This window comes from Luteimonas sp. RC10 (genome assembly GCF_014192745.1).
In the GTDB taxonomy this organism is placed as follows: domain Bacteria; phylum Pseudomonadota; class Gammaproteobacteria; order Xanthomonadales; family Xanthomonadaceae; genus Luteimonas.
Genome location: NZ_JACHYJ010000002.1, coordinates 370,247 through 396,172 on the forward strand (window position 1 = coordinate 370,247; position 25,926 = coordinate 396,172).

At 71.0% G+C, this 25,926-nt stretch carries 20 protein-coding genes; 11 read left to right on the top strand and 9 right to left on the bottom strand.

All coding sequences use genetic code 11. The annotated features are described in order from the left end of the window. Nucleotides 1–11: 11 nt before the first annotated feature. From FHW73_RS05480 to grxC, 3 genes are all read right to left on the bottom strand, one after another. Nucleotides 12–1,019 (bottom strand): isocitrate dehydrogenase, encoded by a 1,008-nt coding sequence (locus FHW73_RS05480; RefSeq protein WP_183425702.1) that lies wholly within the window; start codon nucleotides 1,017–1,019, stop codon nucleotides 12–14. Between the two features lie 141 nt (nucleotides 1,020–1,160). Continuing rightward, nucleotides 1,161–1,496, bottom strand: a complete 336-nt coding sequence (locus FHW73_RS05485; protein ID WP_221187460.1) for a carboxymuconolactone decarboxylase family protein — start codon at nucleotides 1,494–1,496, stop codon at nucleotides 1,161–1,163. A gap of 62 nt (nucleotides 1,497–1,558) precedes the next feature. Beyond that, a complete protein-coding gene (gene grxC / locus FHW73_RS05490; protein WP_183425979.1) occupies nucleotides 1,559–1,807 on the bottom strand; it encodes a glutaredoxin 3 in 249 nt (82 codons plus the stop codon). 207 nt (nucleotides 1,808–2,014) lie between these two features. On the opposite strand from grxC, the gene FHW73_RS05495 reads away from it, so the two are divergent. The 7 genes from FHW73_RS05495 (at nucleotide 2,015) to FHW73_RS05525 (ending at nucleotide 11,635) form a co-directional block, all read left to right on the top strand. Next, nucleotides 2,015–3,688, top strand: coding sequence for a M48 family metalloprotease (locus FHW73_RS05495; RefSeq protein ID WP_183425704.1), 1,674 nt, complete (start codon nucleotides 2,015–2,017; stop codon nucleotides 3,686–3,688). A 148-nt stretch (nucleotides 3,689–3,836) separates the two neighbouring features. After that, nucleotides 3,837–4,526, top strand: a complete 690-nt coding sequence (gene phoB / locus FHW73_RS05500; protein WP_183425705.1) for a phosphate regulon transcriptional regulator PhoB — start codon at nucleotides 3,837–3,839, stop codon at nucleotides 4,524–4,526. A gap of 141 nt (nucleotides 4,527–4,667) precedes the next feature. Further along, complete coding sequence (gene phoR, locus FHW73_RS05505) at nucleotides 4,668–5,996, top strand: phosphate regulon sensor histidine kinase PhoR (protein WP_183425706.1); 1,329 nt, start codon at nucleotides 4,668–4,670, stop codon at nucleotides 5,994–5,996. Next, nucleotides 5,993–8,143, top strand: a complete 2,151-nt coding sequence (ppk1, locus tag FHW73_RS05510) for a polyphosphate kinase 1 (protein ID WP_183425707.1) — start codon at nucleotides 5,993–5,995, stop codon at nucleotides 8,141–8,143. The genes phoR and ppk1 overlap by 4 nt, the downstream gene beginning before the upstream one ends. Before the next feature lie 133 nt (nucleotides 8,144–8,276). Beyond that, nucleotides 8,277–9,821 (top strand): exopolyphosphatase, encoded by a 1,545-nt coding sequence (ppx, locus tag FHW73_RS05515; protein ID WP_183425708.1) that lies wholly within the window; start codon nucleotides 8,277–8,279, stop codon nucleotides 9,819–9,821. A 112-nt stretch (nucleotides 9,822–9,933) separates the two neighbouring features. Next, nucleotides 9,934–11,121 (top strand): glycosyltransferase family 1 protein, encoded by a 1,188-nt coding sequence (locus FHW73_RS05520; protein ID WP_183425709.1) that lies wholly within the window; start codon nucleotides 9,934–9,936, stop codon nucleotides 11,119–11,121. Next, nucleotides 11,102–11,635 (top strand): phosphatase PAP2 family protein, encoded by a 534-nt coding sequence (locus tag FHW73_RS05525; protein ID WP_183425710.1) that lies wholly within the window; start codon nucleotides 11,102–11,104, stop codon nucleotides 11,633–11,635. Before FHW73_RS05520 ends, FHW73_RS05525 begins: the two co-directional genes overlap by 20 nt. A gap of 97 nt (nucleotides 11,636–11,732) precedes the next feature. On the opposite strand, the gene creD is transcribed toward FHW73_RS05525, so the two are convergent. From creD to creB, 3 genes are all read right to left on the bottom strand, one after another. Beyond that, nucleotides 11,733–13,112, bottom strand: coding sequence for a cell envelope integrity protein CreD (gene creD, locus FHW73_RS05530; RefSeq protein WP_183425711.1), 1,380 nt, complete (start codon nucleotides 13,110–13,112; stop codon nucleotides 11,733–11,735). 77 nt (nucleotides 13,113–13,189) lie between these two features. Then, nucleotides 13,190–14,638, bottom strand: coding sequence for a two-component system sensor histidine kinase CreC (gene creC, locus FHW73_RS05535; protein ID WP_183425712.1), 1,449 nt, complete (start codon nucleotides 14,636–14,638; stop codon nucleotides 13,190–13,192). A 9-nt stretch (nucleotides 14,639–14,647) separates the two neighbouring features. Beyond that, nucleotides 14,648–15,328, bottom strand: a complete 681-nt coding sequence (creB, locus tag FHW73_RS05540; protein WP_183425713.1) for a two-component system response regulator CreB — start codon at nucleotides 15,326–15,328, stop codon at nucleotides 14,648–14,650. A gap of 68 nt (nucleotides 15,329–15,396) precedes the next feature. On the opposite strand from creB, the gene rlmJ reads away from it, so the two are divergent. The 4 genes from rlmJ (at nucleotide 15,397) to FHW73_RS05560 (ending at nucleotide 21,280) form a co-directional block, all read left to right on the top strand. Continuing rightward, on the top strand, nucleotides 15,397–16,254 hold the full coding sequence (gene rlmJ, locus FHW73_RS05545; RefSeq protein ID WP_183425714.1) for a 23S rRNA (adenine(2030)-N(6))-methyltransferase RlmJ: 858 nt from the start codon (nucleotides 15,397–15,399) through the stop codon (nucleotides 16,252–16,254). Nucleotides 16,255–16,362: 108 nt separating this feature from the next. After that, nucleotides 16,363–16,950 (top strand): GNAT family N-acetyltransferase, encoded by a 588-nt coding sequence (locus FHW73_RS05550; protein WP_183425715.1) that lies wholly within the window; start codon nucleotides 16,363–16,365, stop codon nucleotides 16,948–16,950. Between the two features lie 197 nt (nucleotides 16,951–17,147). Beyond that, nucleotides 17,148–20,675 carry a transcription-repair coupling factor gene (gene mfd / locus FHW73_RS05555; RefSeq protein ID WP_183425716.1) on the top strand — a complete coding sequence of 1,176 codons (3,528 nt, stop codon included), beginning with the start codon at nucleotides 17,148–17,150 and terminating at the stop codon, nucleotides 20,673–20,675. Beyond that, the gene (locus FHW73_RS05560) at nucleotides 20,675–21,280 is read left to right on the top strand and encodes an HD domain-containing phosphohydrolase (protein WP_183425717.1); all 606 of its coding nucleotides are present in this window, start codon (nucleotides 20,675–20,677) and stop codon (nucleotides 21,278–21,280) included. Before mfd ends, FHW73_RS05560 begins: the two co-directional genes overlap by 1 nt. 3 nt (nucleotides 21,281–21,283) lie before the next feature. On the opposite strand, the gene FHW73_RS05565 is transcribed toward FHW73_RS05560, so the two are convergent. The 3 genes from FHW73_RS05565 to FHW73_RS05575 all read right to left on the bottom strand — a co-directional run bounded on the left by FHW73_RS05565 (nucleotide 21,284) and on the right by FHW73_RS05575 (nucleotide 25,856). Continuing rightward, on the bottom strand, nucleotides 21,284–22,639 hold the full coding sequence (locus tag FHW73_RS05565; RefSeq protein WP_183425718.1) for a virulence factor family protein: 1,356 nt from the start codon (nucleotides 22,637–22,639) through the stop codon (nucleotides 21,284–21,286). Next, entirely contained in the window at nucleotides 22,636–25,203 is a 2,568-nt protein-coding gene (gene mprF / locus FHW73_RS05570; protein WP_183425719.1) for a bifunctional lysylphosphatidylglycerol flippase/synthetase MprF, read from the bottom strand. Before mprF ends, FHW73_RS05565 begins: the two co-directional genes overlap by 4 nt. Before the next feature lie 164 nt (nucleotides 25,204–25,367). Continuing rightward, nucleotides 25,368–25,856 (bottom strand): 8-oxo-dGTP diphosphatase, encoded by a 489-nt coding sequence (locus FHW73_RS05575; RefSeq protein WP_183425720.1) that lies wholly within the window; start codon nucleotides 25,854–25,856, stop codon nucleotides 25,368–25,370. Nucleotides 25,857–25,926 lie beyond the last annotated feature (70 nt).

Consider the following 25,926-nt stretch of genomic DNA (forward strand, 5'->3'; position numbering starts at 1 on the left):
GGCCAGTGGCCTCAGAGGCGCGAGGCGATCGCCTGCGCAAAGCCCATCGTGGTGCCGGTGCCGCCCAGGTCCGGGGTCACACCGTCCTTCGCGTCGAGCGTGGCGACGATCGCGCCGCGCAGCCGCTGCGCCTGCTCGGGCAGCGCCAGGTGGTCGAGCATCTGCGCGGCCGCCAGCAGCAGCGCGCAGGGATTGGCCACGCCCTTGCCGGCGATATCCGGCGCCGAGCCGTGCACGGCCTCGAAGATCGCCGCGTCCTTGCCGATGTTGGCGCCCGGGGCCAGGCCCAGGCCGCCGACCAGACCGGCGCACAGGTCGGAGATGATGTCGCCGAACAGGTTCGTGGTCACGATGATGTCGAACTGCTCGGGGCGCATCACCAGCTGCATGCAGGTGTTGTCGACGATCATCTCGTTGGCCTCGATCTCCGGATAGTCGGCCGCGACCTCGCGGGCGACCTTCAGGAACAGGCCCGAGGTGCTCTTGAGGATGTTGGCCTTGTGGACGATCGTGACCTTCTTGCGGCCGGTCTTGCGCGCCAGGTCGAACGCGTAGCGCACGATGCGCTCCGAGCCCTTGCGGGTGATGCGGGTGATCGACACCGCGGTCTCGCCGTCGGCCGACACTTCCTGGCCTTCGCTGATGTACGACCCTTCGGTGTTCTCGCGGATCGTGATCAGGTCGACGCCGCTGGCAAAGCGCGAGCGGGTGTTGGGGAACGAGGTCGCCGGGCGGACGTTGGCGTAGAGATCGAACTGGCGACGCAGTTCGACGTTGATCGAGCTGAAGCCACCGCCCACCGGTGTGGTCAGCGGACTCTTGAGCGCGACTGCGTTGCGGCGGATCGATTCGAGCGTCGCGGCCGGCAGCAGTTCGCCGTGCTTGTCGAGCGCCATCAGGCCGGCGTCGGCGTCCTCGTACTTGAGCCCCAGCTGCATCGCGTCGAGCACGTGCAGCGTGGCATCCATGATTTCCGGGCCGATACCGTCGCCGCGGATAACCGTAATCGTGTGCGTCATGTCGGGGGGAGGTCCCTGCGCAGGGGACGCCGCGCTGCGCGCGGCGCCAGGGTGAAATGAAGGAAGAAAACCGCCGTATTATGCCCGATGCGCGCAGACGGCCCCAAACCGGGGTTTGCACGCGCGCGGCACGCGGCGGGCTCAGCCGTGGTCGTGGCCGGCAGGCGCGGTGGCCTCGCCCTGCTCCAGCCGATCGAGGAAATCGACCGCGCGGCGCAAGTGCGGGATGACGATGCTGCCGCCCACGACCAGGCCCACCGAGAACGTTTCGAACAGTTCCTCGCGGCTCGCACCGGCCTCCTTGCACTGGGCAACGTGGTAGCTGATGCAGTCGTCGCAGCGCAGGACCAGGGACGCCACCAGCCCCAGCAACTCCTTGGTCTTCACGTCGAGCGCGCCGGCCTGGTAGGTCTGGGTATCGAGCGCGAAGAAGCGCCGCACCACCTGGTTGGGCTCGGCGAGGATGCGCTCGTTCATGCGCTTGCGGAACGCGGTGAACTCGGCGAGCCGGTCGCCCTCGCCTTCGGTCTGGGCGCTGCTCACGAAGCTGCGCCCTCGACCAGCGGCAGAAAGCCGCCCTGGCGGTGCAACGCCATCATGTCGTCGTAGCCGCCGACGTGGGTCTGGCCGACGAAGATCTGCGGCACGCTGGTGCGGCGCGCACGTTCGACCATGCGCTGGCGCTCATCGGCATCCAGGTCCACGCGCACCTCGCGCCACGACAGGCCCTGGCTCTTGAGGAAGTTCTTCGCGGCCGCGCAGTAGCCGCAGATCGCGCTGGTGTACATCACGATCTCCGGCGCCGCCGGGTCGGGGGATGGGCTGGTCAAGATCGGTCTCCGGGGAAACTTGTCCCGCCATTGTCGGTCAAAGCCGGGTCACGGGGCGATGATGTCGCGACCACCGCGTGCCGCCGGCTTAACATGGGATTCACGCCTGTGCCTGAGCCCGCCGGCATGCTGGTTGCGCGGCCCCGCCCATCCGACTTCGAGCCGATGCCCACGATCCGACTCCGCTGCTCTCCTTTCCGCATCCGACTGCTGCCGTCGGCGGTCGCCCTGGCACTGGTCGCAGCGTCGGTCGGTGCGCCGGCCCAGGACACCCGGCTGCCGGACATCGGCTCGTCGGCCGGCACGGTGCTCAGCCCCGCCAAGCAATCGGAATACGGGCAGATGCTGCTGGCGCAGCTGCGGCACTACAACTACGTGCTCGAAGACCCCCTGGTCGAGAACTGGCTGCGCGCCACCGGCACGCGGCTGGCGGCCTCGAGCGACCGCCCGCAGCAGCCTTTTACCTTCTTCATGATGCGCGACCGCAGCATCAACGCCTTTGCGACGCTTGGCGGCTACATCGGCATGAACGCCGGCCTGGTGCTGGCGGCCGAGAGCGAGGACGAAGTGGCCGCGGTGCTGGCGCATGAGGTCGCGCACGTGACCCAATCGCACGTGCTGCGCGGTGTCGAGCGCGCCCAGCGCGACCAGGTGCCGATGCTGCTGGCGATGCTCGGCGCGATCGCGGTGGCCTCGCAGAGCAGCAGCAGTTCCTCCGACGATGCCGCGATGGCGGTGCTGGCCGGCGCCCAGGGCCTGGCCCTGCAGCGCCAGATCGACTACACCCGCTCCAACGAGTCCGAAGCTGACCGGCTCGGCATCCGCACCCTGGCGCGCAGCGGCTACGATCCCGAGGCGATGGCCTCGATGTTCGAGCGCATGCAGGCGGTCTCGCGCACCAATCAGGGGGGCGAACGCGAGCGGCTGCCCGACTATCTCAAGACCCACCCGGTGACCACGACCCGCATCAGCGAGGCGCGCGACCGCGCCGAGCGCATGGCCCGCGATACGGTCCAGGTCACCACCACGACGCCGCAGGGCTCGCGCGTGGAGCGCGTGCCGGTGGACGGCGCGCCGGAGGCGCCGCTGCGTGCGCTCGACAACCCGCTGCTGCCGGCCGCCCTGCGGCTGCCGCCCGGCGCCACTGGCGGCACCGATCCGGTGCAGTTCGGCTGGGCGCGCGAGCGGCTGCGCGTGCTCAGCGCCAATACGCCGGCGCAGGCGATCCGCGAGTACGAGGCGATGCGCCGCAGCGGCTCTCTGACCGACGCCCAGCGCTATGGGCTGGCCTTTGCCCGCCTGCGCGCCAACGAGGCCGAGGTCGCCGCACGCGAGCTCTCTGCCCTGCTCGACGCCTATCCCGGCGATGTCTGGCTGTCGCTGGGCATGGCCGAGGCCGATGCGCGCGCGGGCCGGGCCGCGGCCGCCGACCGGCGCCTGGAGGCGCTGGTGGAGCGGATGCCGCGCAATCCGGCGGTCGTACTGAGCTATGCGACCTTGCTGCTCGAGCGCGACTCGGCCGAGTCCGGGCGCCGCGCCCAGGCGCTGCTGCGGCCGCTGCTCAACGGCTCGAGCGAAGACCCCGCGTTCCAGCGTGCGTTCGCCCGCGCCAGCGAGATGGCCGGCGACCCGGTGCGGGCGGGCGAAGCCTGGGCCGAGGCGGCGTTCCTCGGGGGCCGCGCGGAGCAGGCGCTGATCCAGCTCAACACGCTCAAGAAGCGCGACGACCTGGACTACTACGCCCGGGCGCGGATCGACGCGCGGATCGCCGCGATCACGCCGATGGTGCTCGAACTGCACCGCCAGGGCGTCCGCGACGAGGACTTGCGTCGGCGCTGACCGGGGGCGTCCGGGCAGGCGCCGCGTCCACGGCCCTGCCTGCTGCGGCGGCGGCTGCGCGGCGGCGTCCAGACATTCGGCCGCCCCTGTCACCGGTCCGTCATAAAACTGTCGTGTAATGGGGCTCCCCGGTCCTACGGAAGGCTCCATGCAGAAGCGCATCCTTATCGTCGACGACGAACCGGCGATCCGCGACATGGTCGCGTTCGCGCTGCGCAAGGGCGAGTTCGAGCCGATGCACGCCGGCGACGCACGCGAGGCCCAGTCGGCGATCGTCGACCGCGTCCCCGACCTGATCCTGCTCGACTGGATGCTGCCGGGCACCAGCGGCCTGGAACTGGCCCGGCGCTGGCGCAAGGACGCGCTGACCCGCGACATCCCGATCATCATGCTCACCGCGCGCGGCGAGGAAAACGATCGCGTGGGCGGGCTGGAGGCCGGCGTCGACGACTACGTGGTCAAGCCATTCTCGGCGCGCGAGTTGCTGGCGCGCATCCGGGCGGTGATGCGCCGGGCGCGCGACGACGACGAGGACGGCAGCGTGACGGTGGGCACGCTGCGCATCGACGGCGCGGCGCATCGGGTGTTTGCCGGCAATGAACCGGTCCAGATCGGCCCGACCGAGTACCGCTTGCTGCATTTCTTCATGACCCATCCCGAGCGCGTCTACAGCCGCTCGCAGCTGCTCGATCACGTCTGGGGCGGCAGCGTCTATGTCGAGGAGCGCACGGTCGATGTGCACATCCGCCGGCTGCGCAAGACGCTCGAACCCAGCGGACTGGACGGCATGGTGCAGACGGTCCGCGGCGCCGGCTACCGGTTCTCGGCGTCGGTGTGAGCGTCGCTCCGCGCGGCGCGTGTGTGCCGTCGTCCGTCGCCGTGCACCGCGACGATGCTGGGTCGCGCCGCACGCCGCGCGCGCGCCGCGCGGCACCCGCCCTCGCAGACCTGCCCGCCCACTTTGCCTAGACTTGCCCCCATGCCTCCTCGTCTCCATGCCGCCTGGACCCGCACGCTGTTGCAGCTCGGGGCCGTGCTCGCGGCCGCGACGATTGTCGGGGCTCTCGTCGGCCATGCATGGATGGCGCTGGCGCTCGCCGCGTTGGGCGTGATCGCCTGGCATTACTGGAAGCTCTACGACCTGTTGCGGCGGCTGACCTCGCGCAGCCGGGTCCCGCCGCCCCAAGGCGACGGAGTCTGGCAGGAAGCCGACCGGCTGCTGCACCGCGGCCAGCAGGATATGCGCAACCGCAAGCGGCGGCTGATCGCGATGCTGCGCGCCTATCGCGCGGTCGCCGCGGCATTGCCCGATGCGGTGGTGGTGGTCGAGCGCAACAGTCAACGCGTGCAGTGGGTCAACCGCGCGGCCACCACACTGCTCGGCCTGCAGATGCCGCGCGACGTCGGCCGCCCAGTCGGCGAGGCGTTGCAGCCGCTGCCGCTGGCGCACTGGCTGGCTCAGGGCCGGCGCGCCGAGCCGCTGCTGGACGTGCCTTCGCCATTTTCGTCGGGCACCCGGCTGGAACTGCGGCTGATTCCCTATTCCGATGACCTGTGGCTGCTGCTGGTGCGCGACGTCACCCGCATGGTGCGGCTGGAGCAGATGCGCCGCGATTTCGTCGCCAACGTCTCGCACGAACTGCGCACCCCGCTGACCGTGGTCCACGGTTACCTGGACATGCTCGACCCGGAAGAACAGCCCGAATGGGCGCCGATGTTGCAGGAGATGCAGCGCCAGTCGCAGCGCATGACCCAACTGGTCGAAGACCTGCTCACGCTGTCGCGGCTGGAGGCGCAGGAGGGCGTCGGCGACGAGATCGTGTCGATGGCCTCGATGCTGGCCTCGCTGCGCCGGGAGCTGGAGATGCTCAGCCAGGGCCGGCATGCGATCGAGGTCGAGGATGCATCGGATACCGACCTGGTCGGGTCGACCCGCGAGCTGCACAGCGCATTCTCCAACCTGGTCAGCAATGCGGTGCGCTATACGCCACCGGGCGGGCGCATCGCGATCCGCTATGCCGCGACGCGCGAGGGTGGAGTCGCGCTGTCGGTGGACGATTCGGGTTACGGCATTCCGGCCGCGCATCTGCCGCGCATCACCGAGCGCTTCTACCGGGTCTCGACCAGCCGCTCGCGCGAGTCGGGCGGGACCGGGCTGGGGCTGGCGATCGTCAAACACGTGCTGCATCTGCATCAGGCGCGCCTGGAGATCGACAGCGAAGTCGGACGCGGCAGCCGCTTCGCCTGTCATTTCGCCGCCGAGCGCGTCCGCGCGCGCGACCCCCATGTCACAGGAGCCTTCGGATGAGCCGTCCCCCCGCCCCCGGCAAGCCGCCGCGTCCGCGCCGGCCGGCGCGCAACGCCGGACGCGACGCCGCGCCGCCGCCGTCGCAGACCGCGGGCGATCCGTTGCTCGATCCGGCGCTCTATCTCAACCGCGAACTGTCGCAGCTCGACTTCAATTTCCGGGTCCTGGCCCAGGCGCTCGACGAGACGGTGCCGCTGCTCGAGCGGGTGAAGTACCTGTGCATCTCGTGCACCAATCTCGATGAGTTCTTCGAGATCCGCGCTGCGACCGTGCGCCATGCGCAGGACTTCGGCATGCCGTTGCCGCCCGACGGCCTGCCGCCGGCGACGGTGCTCAAACGCATCCATGAGCGGGCCGCCGCGCTGGTCGAGGCGCAGTACGCCTGCTGGAACCAGATCCTGCGTCCGGCGCTGGGCACGGCCGGGGTGCGGATCCTCGGTCGCGACACCTGGACGGCGCGGCAGAAGCGCTGGCTGCGGGCGTACTTCCGCGAAGAAGTGATGCCGGTGCTCTCGCCGCTCGGGCTGGACCCGGCGCACCCGTTTCCCAAGATCCTCAACAAGTCGCTCAACATCGTCGTGGTGCTCAAGGGCAAGGACGCGTTCGGCCGGATCGGCAATCTGGCGATCGTGCGCGCACCGCGCTCGCTGCCGCGGATCATCCAACTGCCCGAGCGTGTATCGGGCGGCGAGTACGACTTCGTGTTCCTGTCGGCGGTGCTGTCGGAGTTCGTGCACGAGTTGTTCCCGGGCATGGACGTGCGTGGCGCCTACCAGTTCCGGGTCACCCGCAACTCGGAGCTGATCGTCGACGAGGAAGAGGTCGAGAACCTGGCGTTGGCCCTGCGCGACGAACTCGCCGGCCGCGGCTATCTGCGCGCGGTGCGGTTGGAGATCGCCGCCAATTGCCCGAAGGCGATCGTGCGCACGTTGCTGCAGAACTTCGACCTGCCCGAGAACGCGGTCTACCGCATCGACGGGCCGGTCAACCTCAACCGCGTCAGCCAGATCTTCGATCTGGTGCAGCGTCCGGACCTGAAGTTCCCGACGTTCCAGCAGCGCCAGTTGCCGGGCAACGACGCGATGTTCGAGACCGTCGCCGATGGCGACGTGTTGCTGCACCACCCCTTCGATTCCTTCGCGCCGGTGCTCGAACTGATCAAACAGGCGGCCGAAGATCCGAACGTGCTGGCGATCAAGCAGACGCTCTACCGCACCGGCAAGGATTCGGCGATCGTCGAGCACCTGGTCACCGCCGCGCGCAACGGCAAGGACGTCACGGTCGTCGTCGAGTTACGCGCGCGGTTCGACGAGGAGGCCAATCTGGGCCTGGCCGACCGGCTGCAGGAAGCCGGCGTGCAGGTGGTCTACGGCGTGGTCGGCTTCAAGACCCACGCCAAGATGCTGCTGATCGTGCGCCGCGAGGGCCGCAAGTTGCGCCGTTACGTGCACCTGGGTACCGGCAACTACCACGCCGGCACCGCACGCGCCTACACCGACTTCGGGCTGATCACCGCCGACCCGCAGATCGGCAACGATGTGCACTTGATCTTCCAGCAGCTCTCGGGGCTGGCACCGGCGATCGAACTGGAGCGCCTGCTGCAATCGCCGTTCACGCTGCAGCCCGGCATCATCGCGCGGATCGAGCGCGAGACCCGGCACGCCGAGCAGGGCCGTCCGGCGCGGATCGTGGCCAAGATGAATGCTCTCAACGAGCCGCAGGTGATGCGCGCGCTGTATGCGGCCTCACAGGCCGGGGTGCAGATCGACCTGATCGTGCGCGGCGCCTGCGCGCTGCGGCCGGGCGTGCCCGGCGTGTCGGAGAACATCCGGGTGCGTTCGATCGTCGGACGGTTCCTGGAACACCATCGCGTGTACTGGTTCGCCAACGACGGCGATCCGGAACTGTTCTGCGCCAGCGCCGACTGGCTGGAGCGCAATCTGCTGCGGCGCGTGGAGACCTGCTTTCCGATCCTCGACCCCCAGATCGCGACCCGGGTACGCACCGAGTCCTTGGACAATTACCTGGCCGACAACGTCAACGCTTGGGAACTGCGCGAGGACGGCAGCTACGTGCGGCTCACACCCGAGGGCGAGGCGATGCCGCACTCGGCGCAGGGCTGGCTGCTCGCGCGCCTGTGCGGCTGACATCACAGCGACCGATGTGTGTGGATTGCGGCATCGCGTACGCCGTCACGGTTTGCGTGCCCGCAGCATGCTTTACCATGCGCACTTTCCACCGCCACGTGGCGCCGCGTGCGTCGCGCCACGCAGGACCGTGATGACCGGACAGGACACGCTCGCACTCGCCGATGCGCTGACGCCGCCGATCGAGGACGGCGACATGCTCGCCGCGATCGACCTGGGATCCAACAGCTTCCACATGATCGTCGCCCGCTACACGCTGGGCCAGCTGCGTGTGGTCGACCGTCTGCGCGAGACCGTGCGTCTGGCCGAAGGCCTGGATGCGCGCGGCGGCCTGGATGCCGACGTGCGCCAGCGCGCGTTGCAGTGTCTGTCGCGTTTCGGCGAACGCATCCGCGACATCCCGCCACAGCACGTCCGCGCACTGGCCACGCACGCCGTGCGCCGACTGGCCGCGCCGCAGGCCTTCCTGGTGCCGGCCGAGACCGCGCTGGGCCATGCGATCGAGATCATCGCCGGCCGCGAGGAGGCGCGCCTGATCTATTTGGGCGTGGCCCACGCGCAGCCGCCCAAGCCGGGCCACCGCCGGCTGGTGATCGACATCGGCGGCGGCTCGACCGAATGCATCATCGGCAGCGGCTTCGATGCGCTCGAGCGCGAGAGCCTGCAGGTAGGCTGCATCGCCAGCACCCGGCGCTTCTTCGCCAACGGCAAGTTGACCCGGCGCCGCTGGCGCGAGGCGCTGGCCGAAGTCGCCGCCGAGTTCCAGCAGTTCGCCAGCACCTACCGCGCGCTCGGCTGGCAGGAAGTCGTCGGCGCCTCGGGCACCAACAAGGCGATCGGCGAGATATGCGCGGCGATGAAGCTGACCAAGGGCGCGGTGACCGCCGACGCGCTGCCGGTCGTGCGCGACCGCCTGCTCCAGGCCGGCCACATCGATGCGATCGACCTGCCCGGGTTGTCGGAGGACCGCCGGCCGATCATCGCCGGCGGCGTGCTCGTGCTCGAGGCGGCGTTCGAGGTGCTGGGCATCGAGCGCATGCACGTCAGCAAGGCGGCCATGCGCGAAGGTGTGCTGCACGACATGCTCGGCCGCCGCGGTGAAGCCGATCCGCGCGAGGCCTCGATCGAGGCGCTGGTCCAGCGCTACGGCATCGACGGCGCCCACGCGGCGCGGGTGGAGGCGACCGCGTTGCGGCTGTTCGACCAGGTCGCGCGGCCGTGGCAGCTCGACGGCGACGACCTGCGCATGCTGGCCTGGGCCGCGCGCGTGCACGAGATCGGCCTGGTCATCGCGCACAGCCAGTACCACGTCCACGGCGCCTACGTGCTGGCGCACTCGGACATCGCCGGCTTCTCGCGCCAGGAGCAGCAGTTCCTGGCCGCGCTGGTGCGCTGCCACCGCCGCAAGGTGCCCAAGTCGGCCTTCGACGCCCTGCCCGACCGCCTGCTGCGCCAGGCCCGCTACACCGCCACCCTGCTGCGGCTGGCGGTGCTGCTGCACCGCAGCCACGAGCCCGACGAGATCCCGCAGCTGCAGGCCAGCGTCTATGGCGACGCGCTGCGGTTGCAGGTCTCCCGGCACTGGCTCGAGGCCCGGCCGCTGCTGCGCGTGGACCTGGAATGCGAGCCCGAGGACATCGGTGCGCTCGGCGTGAAGCTGGTGCTCGCCGCCGAGTAGACGCAGCGCGCGCCAGGCCGCCTGCCACTGTCACCGTTCCGTCGCCGCGCGGTCATGGCGCGGGCATGTCGCGCCGCGATCATCGCCGCAGCCACGGCAGCGGGACCGAACGATGCGCTATGCGATCGTCACCGACACCTACACGCCCGACCTCAACGGGGTGGCGCTGACCCTGCAGACCTACGTCGCCGGCCTGCGCGCCCGCGGCCATGCGGTCGAGGTGATCCGGCCCCGCCCGCCGGGTGCGCCGTTGAGCGACGACGATGGCGAGGCGAGCGCGGTGCGGGTCCGCGGCCTGCGCCTGCCGCGCTATCCCTCGCTGCGCGTCGGGCTGCCGATCCAGACGCGCCTGCAGGCGGCCTGGCGTACGCAGCGTCCGGATGCTGTCTACGTCGCGACCGAGACCCTGCTCGGCGGCTCGGCGATCCGCGCCGCGCGTGCGCTCGGTATCCCGGTCGTCACCGCGCTGCATACCCGCTTCGACCTGTACATGGCCGACTACGGCCTGCGCGCGCTGGCGCCGTTGGCGCTGGCGTGGATGCGGCGCTTCCATGGCAGTGCCGATGCCACCGTGGTCGCGACCCAGGCGCTCGCCGCCTGGCTGCAGGCCCAGCGCATCGGCCATGCGGTCGCGCTGCCGCGCGCGGTGGATTGCGCGCAGTTCGATCCGATGCGGCGCGACCCGGCGCTGCGGGCGGCCTGGGGCCTCCCGCCGCACGGACTGGCGGTGATCCATGTCGGCCGGCTCGCGGCCGAGAAGAACCTGCCGCTGGCGATCCACGCCTTCCGCATGGTGCAGCGGCAGCGGCCGGAGGCGCGGATGGTGCTGGTCGGCGACGGGCCGCTGCGCGACACGCTCGCGCATGCCCACCCCGACCTTGTGTTCGCCGGCGCGCAGCGCGGCGAGGCCCTCGGCCGGCATTTCGCCAGTGCCGACCTGTTCCTGTTTCCCAGCCGCAGCGAGACCTTCGGCAATGTCGTGCTCGAGGCCATGGCCAGCGGCGTGCCGCAGGTGGCCTTCGACCTGGGCGCGGCCTCCGAGCACCTGGTCGACGGCCTGCACGGCGCCCGGATCGCGGACGATGCGCACGGCGAGGCGGCGTTCGTCGCCGCAGCGCTGCGGCTGGCCCAGGACGACGCCGGCCGCGCGGCGATGGCCGGCGCCGGGCGCCGGGCGATGCAACGGCTGACGCCGGCCCAGGTCGCCGCCGAACTCGATGCGCTGCTGGCCGCGCCGCGCGCGCGTGTCGTCTCTGTTCCCGTCCGACAGGCCGATCGCCATGCACACCGCGCCGCGTAATCGTCTGCATCTCCACGACATGGGCTGGTGCCTGCGCGCCAACCGCGCCTGCACCCGGCTGTGGATCCGCCGCGCCTTTGCCACCGTCAGCCGGCTCGGCGACGGCGTGTTCTGGTACGGGCTGATGACCGCGCTGGTGGTGCTCGACGGCCTCGACGGCGCGCTCGCGGCCGCGCACATGGCCGCCACCGGCGCGGTGGCCTTGCTGCTGTACCGCCGCCTCAAACGCTGGACCAGGCGGCCGCGGCCATTCGCCGCAGACGTGCGGATCCGCGCCTGGGTCGCGCCGCTGGACGAGTTCAGCTTCCCGTCCGGCCATACCCTGCATGCAGTCGCGTTCTCGACCGTGGCCATCGCGCACTACCCGGTGCTGGCCTGGCTGCTGGTGCCGTTCGCGGCCGCAGTCGCCGCCTCGCGTGTGGTGCTCGGCCTGCACTATCCCAGCGACGTGCTCGCCGCGACCGCGATCGGCGGCGCACTGGGCACAGCCTCGCTGTGGAGCGTCGGCCTTTGAGCGCATCCGTCGCACCGGCATATCGCAGGGCGGCGGTCCGGAAACAACGCAACCGCGGACCGAAGCCCGCGGTTGCGTCGCGTGTCGCTGACGCGCGTCAGCGATCAGGCAGCGGCGGCGGCGTGGCGGTCGCCGGTGCGTCGGCCAGGGCGTACCAATCCACGCGCCGGGTCGTGAGCATGATCGCCGCCAGGATCGCGAACAGCAGACCAGCCCCGAGCACCAGCGCGTTGTCCTCCGACACCAGCAGTCCGTAAAGCGCGGCATACAGGATGGCCAGCATACCGGCAAAGCCGGCACCCCAGGCGCGGCTGCGCAGCACCGCCGACAGGTAGACGCCGATCAGGCCGATGCAGGCCACGCTGGCGGCCAGGTACGCCCAACCGAACGCAATGCGCTCCGACAGGCCGACCAGCAGCAGGAAGAAGATCGCCAGCGCCAACCCAACCATTGCGTACTGGATCGGGTGGATGCGCAGTTGCCGCAGCATCTCGAACAGGAAGAACCCGGCGAAGGTCAGCAGCACGAACAGCACGCCGTACTTGCTGGCGCGATCGGCGCGCACGTAGGCATCCACCGGGTCGACCAGCGCGATCCCCAGCGCGTCGATCCCGGCCTCGCCGTTCTCGCGCAGCATCGCCGCGGTGCCGCGTTCGGCGCGGGCGCCGTTGAGCACCTGCAACTGCGCATCGCTGGCCAGCGAGGACACCGCCCACTCGGCGTGGAAGCCATCCTCGCCGACCTCGCGTGCGGTCGGCAGGAAGCGGCCGTTGAACAGCGGATGGCGCCAGGGCGAATCCACCGCGACCCGGGTTTCGCCGGCCAGCGGCACCACGGCCAGCGTCTCGCTGCCCGACAGCGCCAGGTCCAGCGTGGTCCGCAGTTGCAGCCGGTCGCCGCTCGCAAGCGGCGCCAGCGCCGCATGCAGGCCCGAGCCCAGGTCGCCGCCGGCGCCCTGCTTCAATTCGGCCTGCGCATCGTCGAGCCGCAGCCGCGGCGTGCCGCGCAGGCCGCGCACGTCGGTGATGCCGTAGCTGATGTACGGGCGGCCAATCCGGCGCGGTGCGACGGCATCGCGATCGTCGGGGATACGCACGTCGAAGCCGGCCCGCAACTGGCCTTCGAACACGTACATGCGCACCTCGTGCAGCCCCAGCCGTCGGGTGTAGGGCGCCATCGTGCCGGTCAGATCGGTGGTGCTCGGGAAGAAGATCCAGCGACTCTCGCGCTCGCGCTGCACGGTCCCGGTCGAGCGCCCGTTGACGTCCTTCTCTTCCACCTCGACCGTTTCCACGTACGGCACCACCAGCACCGGCGTGGTCAGGGTCTGGCTCCCGGCCTCGCTGCGGGCGATCCGCTCGACCGCATCGGCGCGATAGCGCTGGCGATCGAGGATCACGCCCCGGATCATCAACAACGGCAACAGGATCGCCAGGCTCAGCCCGGCCACGATCAGGACTTTCAACGCCAACCGCATGGCACCACTCCAATCTGGGAACGTGGCGGCAGCGTGCCCGGGCGCGATGGGGCGACGATGGCGGCTGTGTGAAGCGACTATGAAGTCGGGCGTGTCGCACTCTCGCGCGGCAACTCGACCACCGCGAGCGCGCCGCCGCCGTCGCGGTTGTCGAGCGCGGCATGGCCGCCGTGCAGCGCCGCGACCTCGGCGACAAAGGCCAGGCCCAGGCCGCTGCTGCGACTGCCGCCGCCAGGCCTGGGCAACGAGTAGAACCGCTCGAACACGCGTGCCCGCGCGTAGTCCGGAATGCCCGGCCCACGGTCGCCGACCGTCACCCGCACACCGACATCCGAAGGCGCCGCGGCGACCTCGACCGTTGCACCGTCGGGGGAGAAGTCGCAGGCGTTGTCGACCAGATTGGCGATCATCTGCCGCAGCAGGTAGGCATCGCCCGAGACCACCGCATCGCGACAGGCCGGGTCGATCGTCAGCCGCACCGGCACCCGGCCCGGATCGGCCGCGAACGGTGCCACTGCCGCATCGAGCACATCGGCCAGCACGACGCGCTCGGGCCGCTCGATGCGTTGCCGATGCTCGACCGCCGCCAACGCCAGCAGTTTGTCGATCGTCTGGGTCATGCGCTCGCTCTGCGTGCGCACACTCGCTGCAAAACGCGCGCGGTCGTCATCGGGCAGCGGTTGCTCCAGCAGCTCGGCGGCGCCGCGGATCGCCGACAACGGCGCCTTCAGTTCGTGGGTCAGGCTGTGCACATAGCGCTCGACGTACTGCTTGCCCTCGAGCCGTTCGCGCATGGTCTCCAGTGCGCGGCCCAGATCTGCGAACTCGCCGGCGCTGCGCGGCAGCGACGCGCGCGCGCCGGCCGTGACCGCATCGGCATAGCGGCGCAGCGCGCCGAGCTGGCGCGACAGCCACCAGGCGGCGAGCAGCCCGATCGCCAGTGCCGCGCCCAGCAGCACGCCGCCCCAGCGCAGGATCGTGGCCTGGCTGCGTGCGATGAACGGCGCGATGGTGCGATTGGGCTTGGCCACCGTCAGCACGCCGACGATACGGTGGCCGTCGCGGATGGGCGCGGCCACGTGCATGACCGAGCTGGCGTCGTCGTCCGGATCCAGGCGGCTGGAACGCGCGCCGTAGCGGCCGCGCAGGGTCAGGTAGACATCGTTCCAGCGCGAGTAGTCGCGACCGACGTCGCGCCCGCTCGAATCGAACACCACGATGCCCTGCGCATCGGTGATGTAGATCCGGTAGGCGACGTCGGATTTGCGAAAGCCCCAGATCTCGGCATCGACGCGCCGCGCGGCGATGGCGCGGATGCGCGCGGCGAACCGGCCATCATCGATGCGCCCGGCCAGGAAGTCGTCGGTCGCCAGTTCGGCGAGCACGCCGGCGGTGTCGGCCAGGGTGTCCTCCATCGCCTGGCGGACACCCGGCTTGACTTCCTGGGTGAACACCCGCAGCAGCAGCAGCGCGGCGATCGCGACGATCGCAAAGTAGCCCAGCAGGATCCGCAGCCCGATCCGCATGGCGCGCCCTCAGTCCACATCCAGCGAATAGCCCAGGCCGCGGTGCGTGCGCAGCGGGTCGGCATCGGGGGTGATCGCGCGCAGCTTGGCGCGCAGCGTCTTGACGTGGGTATCGACGGTGCGGTCGCCGCTGTCGGGAGCGTCCTCCCAGACCCGATCCATCAACTGCGCACGCGAGAGCACCGCGCCCGGGCGTGTGAGCAGGGCCGCCAGCAGGCCGTACTCGTAGCGGGTCAGCTCGAGCGGCTGGCCGTGGTAGCGGATGCGCAGTCCTGCGCGGTCGTGCTCGAACGCACCGGCGCGGGCGACCTCGCGGCCTTCGGTGGCCGGTGCGGCACGTCGCAGCGCCACGCGCACGCGAGCGACGAGTTCGCGCAGCGAGAATGGTTTGGCGACATAGTCCTCGGCGCCGAGCTCGAAGCCGAGCACGCGCTCGGCTTCGGCCGCCTGGGCGGTCAGGAAGATCACCGGCAACGGCGCGTGCCGGCGCAGATCCGCGCACAGGGCGAAGCCGCTGACATCCGGCAGCCCGACATCCAGGATGGCCAGATCGAAGGTCTCGGCCACCGCCGCGGCAAGCGCCGTGCGACCGTCGAGACAATGCCGTATCTGGTGGCCCTCGGCACGCAGCGCGTAGGCGACGGTGTCGGCGATGGCGGACTCGTCCTCGACGAGCAGGATGCGGGACATGGCACGGCGCGAGTGGAAACCGCGCACAGCATACGGCGTGGCCCGTCGCGCGCCGCTACCCTATGCCGATGAACTACCGCCACGCCTTCCATGCCGGCAATCACGCCGATGTCCTCAAGCATGTCGTGTTGCTCGCGATCTGCGACGCGCTGGCGGTCAAGCCGGCGCCCTGCTTCGCGCTCGACACTCACGCCGGCGCTGGCCTCTACAGTCTGGTCGACGACGCTGCGCGCCGGACCGGCGAGGCCGAGGCGGGCATCGGCCGCCTGCTGGCCGCGCCGCCCGCGGTGCCGGCGATCGCGCGCTACCTGGACGCCATCGCGGCCTGCCGCGCCGCCCATGGCGCCGATACCTACCCCGGCTCGCCCTGGCTGCTCGCCCATGCCCTGCGTGCGCAGGACCGCATCGCCTGCTGCGAGATCGAGCCCGGCGCACTGGCCGCGCTGCGGCTGGCGGTCGGCCGCGATCCGCGCGTGGCGGTGCATGCGCGCGACGGCTACGAGGCCTGCCGCGCGCTGCTGCCGCCGCGGCACGGCGCGCAGAAGTTCGCCCGTGGCCTGGTGCTGATCGATCCGCCCTACGAAGCGCAGCGTGCGGAGTTCGACACCGCCCTGCTCGCCATGCGCGATGCGCTGGCGCGCTGGCCGCAGGCGGTCCAGGCGCTGTGGTACCCGATCAAGCAACGGCGCACGCTCGCCCCGTTCCTGCGCGCCGCCGGCCGGCTGCAGAGCCGCTCGACCCTGGTGGTGGAGCTGCTGGTCCGGGGCGACGACTCGCCGCTGCGGATGAACGGCAGCGGGCTTCTGCTGATCGACCCGCCCTGGTCGCTGGCCGACACGCTCGCGCCAGCGCTCGAGGCCTTGCGCCAGACTCTGGGCGAGGCCGGCGCCGACACTCGCCTGCACTGGCTGCGCGAGCCGGCCTGAGGACCGCGAAGGATGTGGCAGCGACTGCGGCGCTTCTCGGCCTGCCTTCACGGTACCTGAATCGCGGAGTTGGGTATGGTCGGCCCCACCCTTCCAGCCCGACCTTCGATGACCGCACGCAACCGCCTCCCTCCCTGGCACGAGGAAATCCGTCTCGCGAACGGCCGCCAGGTGTTGATCCGGCCGATCCGTCCCGCCGATGCCGACCCGCTGCGCGCGGCCTTCGCGCTGCTGGAACCCGACGAGGTCCGCCAGCGCTTCCTGTACGCCAAGAAGGAGCTCTCGCCCGAGACCGCGCTTCGGCTGACCCAACCCAACCCCAAGTCAGAGTTCGTGCTAGTCGCCGCCGAGCCGATGACGCCGGGCGAGGCGCTGGTCGGCGCGGTGGCGCGCGCCGCGATCCTGCCCGGCACCCGGCATGCCGAGTTCCACATCCTGGTCAGCCACTACGTGGCCGGCATGGGACTGGGGCGTCATCTGATGCGGCGGCTGGTGCGCTGGGCCAAGGGCAAGCGCCTGGACCGGCTGTACGGCGATGTGCTCGAAGAGAACGAGCCGATGCGCGCGCTGGCCAAGTCGCTCGGCTTCCAGCAGACCGCCGGCGAGGCACCGGGCATGATCCGGGTCTCGTTGGACCTCAAGCGCAGCCTGCCGGAGACCGCCAGCGCCGAGGCGCCGCACCTGCCGCTGGGCTGACAGCCCGGCCATTCCGCGCATCTCCGGCACGCCCGGCGGTGCATGCATCACGCGCCCTGTCTCAGGGCGCGAGACCGCTTCGATTAGACTGACAGGTTGATCGCGTCGGAAGCCTGATGGCGTCCGGCGCTGTCGTCGTTTTGCCCTGTTCCCACTGCTCCGCCGCTCCCGCCGCCGTACCGCTTGCCGACGTCCCGATGCCCAAGTCTCCCGCTGCCTCCGCCGTCCCGCCGTTGCCTGGCGCCGGCCACACCCGCGCCTGGTGGCGCGCGCCCGCCAGCCGCAGTGCCCTGGCCTGGGCGGTGCTGCACGCCGCACGCGCACACACCGGGCCGCTGCTGCTGGTCGCACGCGACAACCACGGCGCCCATCAGCTCGAACACGACCTGCGCACGCTCGGCGGGGACGATCCGGCCTTGCCGGTGGTGCCGTTCCCGGATTGGGAGACGCTGCCCTTCGACCGCTTCAGCCCGCACCCGGACATCGTCTCCCAGCGCCTGGCCGCGCTGCACCGCCTGCCGGGGCTGACCCGCGGCATCGTCGTGGTCCCGGTGCAGACGCTGATGCAGCGGCTGGCGCCGGTCAAGCACATCGCCGGCAGCAGCTTCGACCTGACCGTCGGCCAGACCCTCGATCTCGACGCCGAGAAACGCCGCCTGGAAAGCGCGGGCTATGCCCATGTCCCGCAGGTCCACGATCCGGGCGACTTCGCCGTGCGTGGCGGGCTGCTCGACGTGTTCCCGATGGGCGCTGACCAGCCGTACCGGATCGAGCTGTTCGACGACGCGATCGAGACGATCCGCGCCTTCGACCCCGAATCGCAGCGGTCGCTGGAGAAGATCGACGCCCTGCGCATGCTGCCCGGCCGCGAAGTGCCACTGGACGAGACGTCGCTGGCGCGCGCGATGGACGCGCTGCGCGAGCGCTTCGATATCGACACCCGGCGCAGCGGGCTGTATCAGGATCTCAAGGCCGGCGCCGCACCGGCCGGCATCGAGTACTACCTGCCGCTGTTCTTCGATGCGCCGCGCCGCGCGTTGGCCGAACGCGGCGCCCCCGCGCCGAGCACGGCCACGCTGTTCGACTACCTGCCTGCGGACACGCTGCCGGTGCTCGATGTCGGGGTGTCGGCGGCCAGCGACCAGTTCCAGGCGCAGATCGACCATCGCTACGATCAGTTGCGCCATGACATCGAGCGCCCGCTGCTGCCGCCGGCCGAGCTGTGGCTGGCGCCCGACGCGCTGCGCGAACGCCTGAACCAGGGCGCGCGGATCGAACTGTGCGACGCCGCGCACCCGCGTCACGGCCAGGCCGCGGCGCTGGGCGAGCAGCCGGCGCCCGAGCTGCCGCTGGCCGCCCGCGACCAGGCCCCCGCGCAGGCGCTCAAGACCTTCCTGGGCAGCTATGCCGGGCGTGTGCTGATCTCGGCCGATTCGGCCGGTCGCCGCGAGGCCTTGCTCGAGGTGCTGCAGGCCGCCGACCTGCGCCCCACGGTGCTGGCGGACTTCGGCGCGTTCGTCGACGACGCTGCGCGCTTCGCGATCGCGGTGGCGCCGCTCGACGACGGCTTCGCGCTCGATGCACCGCAGATGACGGTGCTGACCGAACGCCAGCTGTTTCCCGAACGCGCCGCGCAGCCGCGCAGCCGACGCCGGGCCGGGCGCGATCCCGAGACCATCATCCGCGACCTGGGCGAGCTCAGCGAGGGCGCGCCGATCGTCCACGAGGACCATGGCGTCGGGCGCTACCGCGGTCTGGTCGTGCTCGAGGCCGGCGGCCAACCGGGCGAGTACCTGGACATCGAGTACGCCAAGGGCGACCGGCTGTACGTGCCGGTGTCGCAACTGCACTTGGTCAACCGCTACTCGGGCGCCTCGCCCGAGACCGCGCCGCTGCATTCGCTCGGCGGCGAGGCCTGGACGCGCGCCAAGAAGAAGGCGGCCGACAAGGTCCGCGACGTCGCCGCCGAGCTGCTGGAGATCCAGGCCAAGCGCCAGGCGCGGGCCGGGCTGGCGCTGGAGGTCGACCGCTCGATGTACGAGCCGTTCGCCGCCGCGTTCCCGTTCGAGGAAACGCCCGACCAGCACGCCGCGATCGAGGCGATGATCCGCGACCTGGGCAGCAGCCAGCCGATGGACCGCGTGGTCTGCGGCGACGTCGGCTTCGGCAAGACCGAGGTCGCAGTGCGCGCGGCCTTCGTCGCCGCGACCGCCGGCAAGCAGGTCGCCGTGCTGGTGCCGACCACGCTGCTGGCCGAGCAGCACTACCGCACGATGGCCGACCGCTTTGCCGACTGGCCGCTGCGCGTGGAGGTGCTCTCGCGCTTCAAGAGCAGCAAGGAGATCAAGGCCGAGCTCGAAAAGCTCGCCCGCGGCGAGATCGACGTCATCGTCGGCACCCACCGCCTGCTGCAGCCGGACGTGAAGTTCAAGGACCTGGGGCTGGTGATCGTCGACGAGGAGCAGCGCTTTGGCGTGCGCCAGAAAGAAGCGCTCAAGGCACTGCGCGCCAATGTGCACCTGCTGACCCTCACCGCGACCCCGATCCCGCGCACGCTCAACATGGCGATGGCCGGCCTGCGCGACCTGTCGATCATCGCCACCCCGCCCGCGCACCGGCTGGCGGTGCAGACCTTCGTCGTGCCCTGGGACGATGCCCAGTTGCGCGAAGCGTTCCAGCGCGAGCTCAGCCGCGGTGGCCAGGTCTACTTCCTGCACAACGATGTCGAGAGCATCGGCCGCATGCAGCGCCAGCTGCAGGAGCTGGTGCCCGATGCACGCATCGGCATCGCCCACGGCCAGATGCCCGAACGCGAGCTCGAGCGGGTCATGCTCGATTTCCACAAGCAGCGCTTCAACGTGCTGCTGTGCTCGACGATCATCGAGTCGGGCATCGACATCCCCAACGCCAACACGATCATCATCAACCGCGCCGACAAGTTCGGCCTGGCGCAGCTGCACCAGCTGCGTGGCCGCGTCGGCCGCTCGCATCACCGCGCCTACGCCTACCTGGTCACGCCGGATCTGCGCAGCATCACCAGCGACGCGCGCAAGCGCCTGGAGGCGATCGCCTCGATGGACGAGCTCGGCGCTGGCTTCACGCTGTCCACCCACGACCTGGAGATCCGCGGCGCCGGCGAACTGCTGGGCGAAGGCCAGAGCGGACAGATGGCCGAGGTCGGCTTCAGCCTGTACACCGAGCTGCTCGAACGGGCGGTGCGCAGCATCAAGCAAGGCAAGCTGCCCGACGTCGACGAGGCCGATGCGCGCGGGGCTGAGGTCGAACTGCACGTCCCGGCGCTGATTCCCGAGGACTACCTGCCCGATGTGCACACCCGTCTGATGCTCTACAAGCGCATCAGCGGCGCCCGCGACGCCGAGCGACTGCGCGAACTGCAGGTGGAGATGATCGACCGCTTCGGCCTGCTCCCCGACGCCGCCAGGCACCTGTTCCAGGTCGCCGACCTCAAGCTGCAGGCCACCGCGCTGGGCATCCGCAAACTCGACCTGGGCGAGGCCGGCGGCCGCGTGCAGTTCGCCGACAAGCCCAAGGTCGACCCGCTGGCGGTGATCGGACTGGTGCAGGGGCAGCCGCAGCGCTACCGTATGGACGGGCCGGACAAGCTGCGTGTCGTGCTCGACCTGCCCGATGCCGAGTCACGGATCAAGACCGCCCGCGGCCTGCTGATCGCACTCGCCCCGTCCTCGTCGCCGCCCGCCCGCTGATGCCCACCACCGCCCCGCATATCGACCGCGCGCCCGACGACCTCGTCGCCTCGCTGCATGTGCTGACGGTGGCCTTGCACGAGCGCGACACCTACACCCACGGCCACTGCGACCGCGTCGGACGGCTGGCCGGTGCGCTGGCCCGCCGGCTCGGTCTGTCGCGCACGCGTCGACATGCGCTGGTGCTGGCCGCGCGCTTCCACGACATCGGCAAGATCGGCATCCCCGACGACGTGCTGCTGCACCCGCATCGACTGGACCCGGACCGGCTGGCGATCATGCGCACCCATTCGGCGCGCGGGGCGCGGGTGTTCGTGGCCACCGGTCGCGAGGACGCCCACGACGTCGCGCGGATCATCCGCCACCACCACGAGGCGGTCGACGGCAGCGGCTATCCCGATGGCCTGATCGGCGAGGCGATTCCGCTCGAGGCGCGCATGCTGGCCGTCGTCGACAGCTACGACGCGATGACCAGCGACCGCCCGTACCGCCCGGCCCTGGGCGTCGATCAGACCCTGGCGCGGCTGCGGGCCGATGCCGCGCGCAGACTCGATCCCGACCTGGTGGACGCCTTCATCGGCGTCCTGCACACCAGCCCGGGCTGACGCTTAGCGCGGCGGCGCGGTCCCGCCGACGCTGTCCAGGATCGCGCCGGCCAGGCGCGCGTAGTCGCCGTCGAAATGGTGGCCGCCCGGCAAGGTCCGGACGGTGACGTGACCGGGTGGCAAGGTCGCACAGGTGGCGTCATCGTCGCCCTCGCCTTCGATGCACAGCACCTGGTCGGCCGACAGGCGCAGCACTTCGGGTGCGATCTCCAGCGCGTCGGGATCACTCGCCGACAGCCAGTTGCCGACATGGAACTCGAACGAGGCACGCCGGCCCAGCCCGATCAGCACGGTGTGCGCGACCGTCGCGCGCGTGGCCGGCGACAGCCGGTTGACCGCGAAAGGCAGCACGTCGGCCCCCTGCGAGTAGCCGATCAGCAACACCTGCGCCCGGCCCCAGCGCGCGGCGTAGCTCCGCACCACGCGGTCGAGATCGTGGGCCAGGCCGTCGGGCGTGCGCGCCGACCAGAAATAGCGCAGCGAATCGAATCCCACCACCGCGATGCCGCGCGCGGCCAAGGCATCGGCGACCTCGGTGTCGAGCCCTGCCCAGCCGCCGTCGCCGCTGAGCAGGATCGCGAACACCGGCTGCGCCGGCCCGCGGGCCGGCACCTCGACCAGCGGCAGATCGCGCACGTCCGAAGGTGGTGCGGCCGGCTGCGCGCGCGCCGACAGGCGCGCCAGGCGCTGGACGGCGGCGCGCAACGGCGCCGGCGCATCGCCATGCGCGCGCACCGCGGCGCCGTCGATGCCACGCGCGAAGCGCTGGAGCGCGCCCAGTTCGGCCGTGCTGGTCAGTGCCAGCCAGGGCATGACCAGGGCCGGGACTGGCTGCAGCGTCACCGTATCGGGCTGAGGCGTGTGCGCCGCGAACAGCGTGCCTGCCCCCTGACAAGGCGGCTTGCCGAGCGCCAGCGGCGGCAACGCGCCGCGCGTGACCGCGCCGGCGAACACGCCCGGCTGGGCCTGCGCGGCCATCGCGTAGACGAGCGCCGCGCCTTCGCCCTGGCCGACCAGGACCGGCGGCCGGTAGTCGGGCAATCGCGCATACCCCTGCAACCAGTGCGAGAGGTTTTCCAGATCCCCATCCGGGAATACGCAGGCCGCGGCGCTGCGCGCGAGCGCCGCCCGCAACCGCGCCACATCGATCTCGGCCACCAGGGCACCGTCGTCCGCCAGGGCCTGCGCGGTGGCGTGGTCGTCGCCCGTGTCGAGCAACAACACGGTATGCGTCGCCTGCCCGGCCGGCCGTGTCAGCACGACGTCCTCGAAGAACCCATGCCGCAGCCGTTCCTGCGCAGCTGCAGGCCCCACCAGCAGCAACGCCGCCACAACGCCCCACATCACGACCGGCTTCATTTCGACAACACTCCTCGGTAGCCGCCCGCAATCAATGCCGCGGCATCGGCCAGCACCAGCAGCGGCGCGATGCCGCCGGGCGAGGCGAGATAGCGCGCACTCCACTGCGGATCGAACTTGTCCTTGAACGCGCGCAGCCCACGGAAGTTGTAGAACTGCTCGCCGCGCGCGAACAACAGCCGCCCCATGCGATGCCACTGCGGCGCCAGTGCGTGGGTCGCCATGCCCGACAGCGGCGCCATGCCCAGCCCGAAGCGCTGGTAACCGTCTGCGGCCAGGTGCTGAAGCAGTCGCGCGAACAGGAAATCCATCGTGCCGGGCGGCGCATCGGGCAGGTGGCGCATCAGATCGATGCTCGCCTCCGACGCCTCGCCCGCCGGATCGCCTGCGAGGAGCAGGCTGGCGAACGCGATGATCCGTGTCTCGTCGCGCACCACCGCGATCGGATTCCGAGCGAGATACGCAGGATCGAACGCGCCGATGGAGAAGCGCTTCTCCGCGGTCCGGTGCTGCGCCAGCCAGGCATCGGACACCGGCCGCAGTGCGGGCAGCAGCGCCGGTACCTGCGGCGTGTCGACGATCTCGAACCGCAGGCCCGCACGCTCGGCGCGGTTGACGGCGGTACGCAGACTGCCGCGCCGCCTGCCCTGCAGCGAGAAGCCGGGCAGCGGCACGCTCGCGTACTCGCCCAGCTTGAACAGCCGCAGGCCGGCATCGAGGTACAGCGGCAACGCCTCCGGGCCCACCTGATAGAAACAGCCGCGCGCCCCTGCATCGCGCGCGCGCTCCAGGAACGTCCACACCAGGTCCGGCCAGGCCTCATACGGGCCGACCGGATCGAACAGCGCGATCCATGAGCGGCCTTGCCGCCCGTACATCAGGAAGGCATCGCCGGCCGGCGAGAACAACAGATGCTTGTCGCCAGTGAGCACCAGCCCCGCGTCGGCGCTGTCGTGCGCACGCACGATCGCCTGGGCCTGGGCGAGTTGCGCGGCATCGGGCAATGGCGGCGGCGGCGCGGCCGGACGTACCAGTTGCCGCAGCGCGAGCGCCAGCGCGACCACCGCCATCGCCACCAAGGCCCGCAACGAGCGCGGCGCCTCACCCGACAGCGCGAACTGCCACCACAACTGGTGCGCGTAGGCGACATCGCGATAGGCGAAGAACAGCAGGCCGACCACCGCGATGCAGATCACCGCCATCGCCAGCAGCCAGCCGCCGGTGAACGGCACCGCCAGCAGCGAGGCGCGGCGCGTGAACTGACGCCTGGAGGCAAGCAGCGCCAGCAACAGCGCCGCCAGCACCGCCGCCTCGGTCACCGCCACGCCCTTGGGCAGCGCGAACACCAGCGCCAGCGCCACCAGCACGACCGCCGCCCACCAGGCAGCATCGAGCCGCCGCAGCAACGCGCGCGCGACAAACAGCAACAACACGCCGATGACCGAACTGAGGAAATGCGCCGCCTCGATCAGCGGCAGCGGGACCAGCGCGAGCATGCGCAGCGCGCGGCCGGTGGCCGGGGTGACGCCCGAGACCAGCAGCATCACCGCCGCCACCAGGGTTGCGCCCGCCAGCACACGCGGTGCCAACCCGGCCAGGAACCGACGCGCCGGCGATGCCACCCGTCCGGTCTCGTGCAGCACCAGCACGCCCAGCGCGATCAGCAGCGGCAGCACGTAATAGACCAGGCGATAGAGCACCAGTGCACCGGCCAGCGTGCCCGCCGGCACGCGATCGGCGAGCGCGACCAGCATCACCGCCTCGAACACGCCCAGCCCGCCCGGCACATGGCTGACCACCCCCACCACCACGGCCGCGGCATAGAAGCCCAGGAACGTCGCGAAGCCGACCGCGCCTTCGGGCAGCAGCAGCCACAGCACCGCGGCGGCCGCGGTGATGTCGACGATCGACAGCGCCAGTTGGGTCCATGCCAGGCCGGGCCTCGGCAGGCGGAGACGGCCCACGTGCCCGCGGATCTGGCACAGCACCAGCAGCCCGAGCACCGCCGCCACCGCCAGCGCACCCAGCGAGGCCACGGCCCAGGCCGGCAGGCGCAGCATCGGCGCGAGCGCAGCGGCATCCCACCACAGCCCGGCGCCGCCGACCGCGCAGGCGCCAAGCCCGAATGCGGATGCATTGAAGACGATCGCGCGCGACACCTCGCCCGGCTCCACGCCCGCGGCCCCGTAGAGCCGCATGCGCACCGCGCCACCGGTGAACACGCCCAGGCCGATCGTGTTGCTCAGCGCGTAGGCGACGAACGCGGTCTTGGCGACCGTCCGCGCGGGCACGCGCGCACCGACATAACGCAACGCACTCGCGTCGTAGCCGACCAGTGCGGCGAAGCTGATCGCGGTGGCGAGGATCGCCAGTGCGATCCGCAGACCCGGCGTGGCCTCGATCGCGGCGACGATCTCGTCGTAGCGCAACTCGTGCCACAAGCCGTGCAAGGCGACTGCGAGCAGTGCGCCGATCGCCAGGACACCCGCGACGATCGCGACACGGCGCAGCGCCTCGGCATGCGCGATCGACCAGGCGCTGACCGTCTGCAGCGAACGTCGCATCGACACCGCCATGTCCACCTCGCGCGTACGCCCCACGGCGATCGCAGGGCACGAAGGCCGCGGAGCATACACCCGCCTCCGTGTCCGGCAGGCGCACACGCCGCGCCGGCCACGGCACGCCGTTCAGCCGTCCCGCGGCCCGCCAAAACCAGCCTGAAAGCGGCCTAGACCCGCGAGTACGACCAGGACTGCATGGCACCGTTCCGATACGGCATCACGCCGTGGAAGGCGCGCGGATCGTCGTCGAACACCAGCGGCAGGAACTGGCGGTCGCCTTCCCACAGTGGCAGCTCGAGCACGCGATCGGCCTCGACCCATTCCAGCGTGCCTTCAGGGTTGGCGGTCAGCGGCGTGCCATGCCAGGCGTCGATGACGAACACGAAGCCCAGCCAGTCCTCGCCGTTGCGACCAAAGCCCGGCCAGCTGACGGTGCCGCGCAGGCGCAGGCTGTCACACTCGATGCCCGCTTCCTCGCGGATTTCCCGGCGCATGCCGGCGACCACGTCCTCGTCGCGCTCGATCTTGCCACCCAGGCCGTTGTACTTGCCCAGGTGCTGATCGCCGGGCCGCGCATTGCGGTGGATCATCAGCACCCGTCGGCGATCGGGGGACAGCACGTAGCCGAGCGTGGCGACGATCGGGGTGTAAGGCATCGGGCACAGGCCTGCGTCGGGAAGCCGGGCATTGTAGCGAGCCCCGCCGCAGATCCTGCCGTGCTGGCGC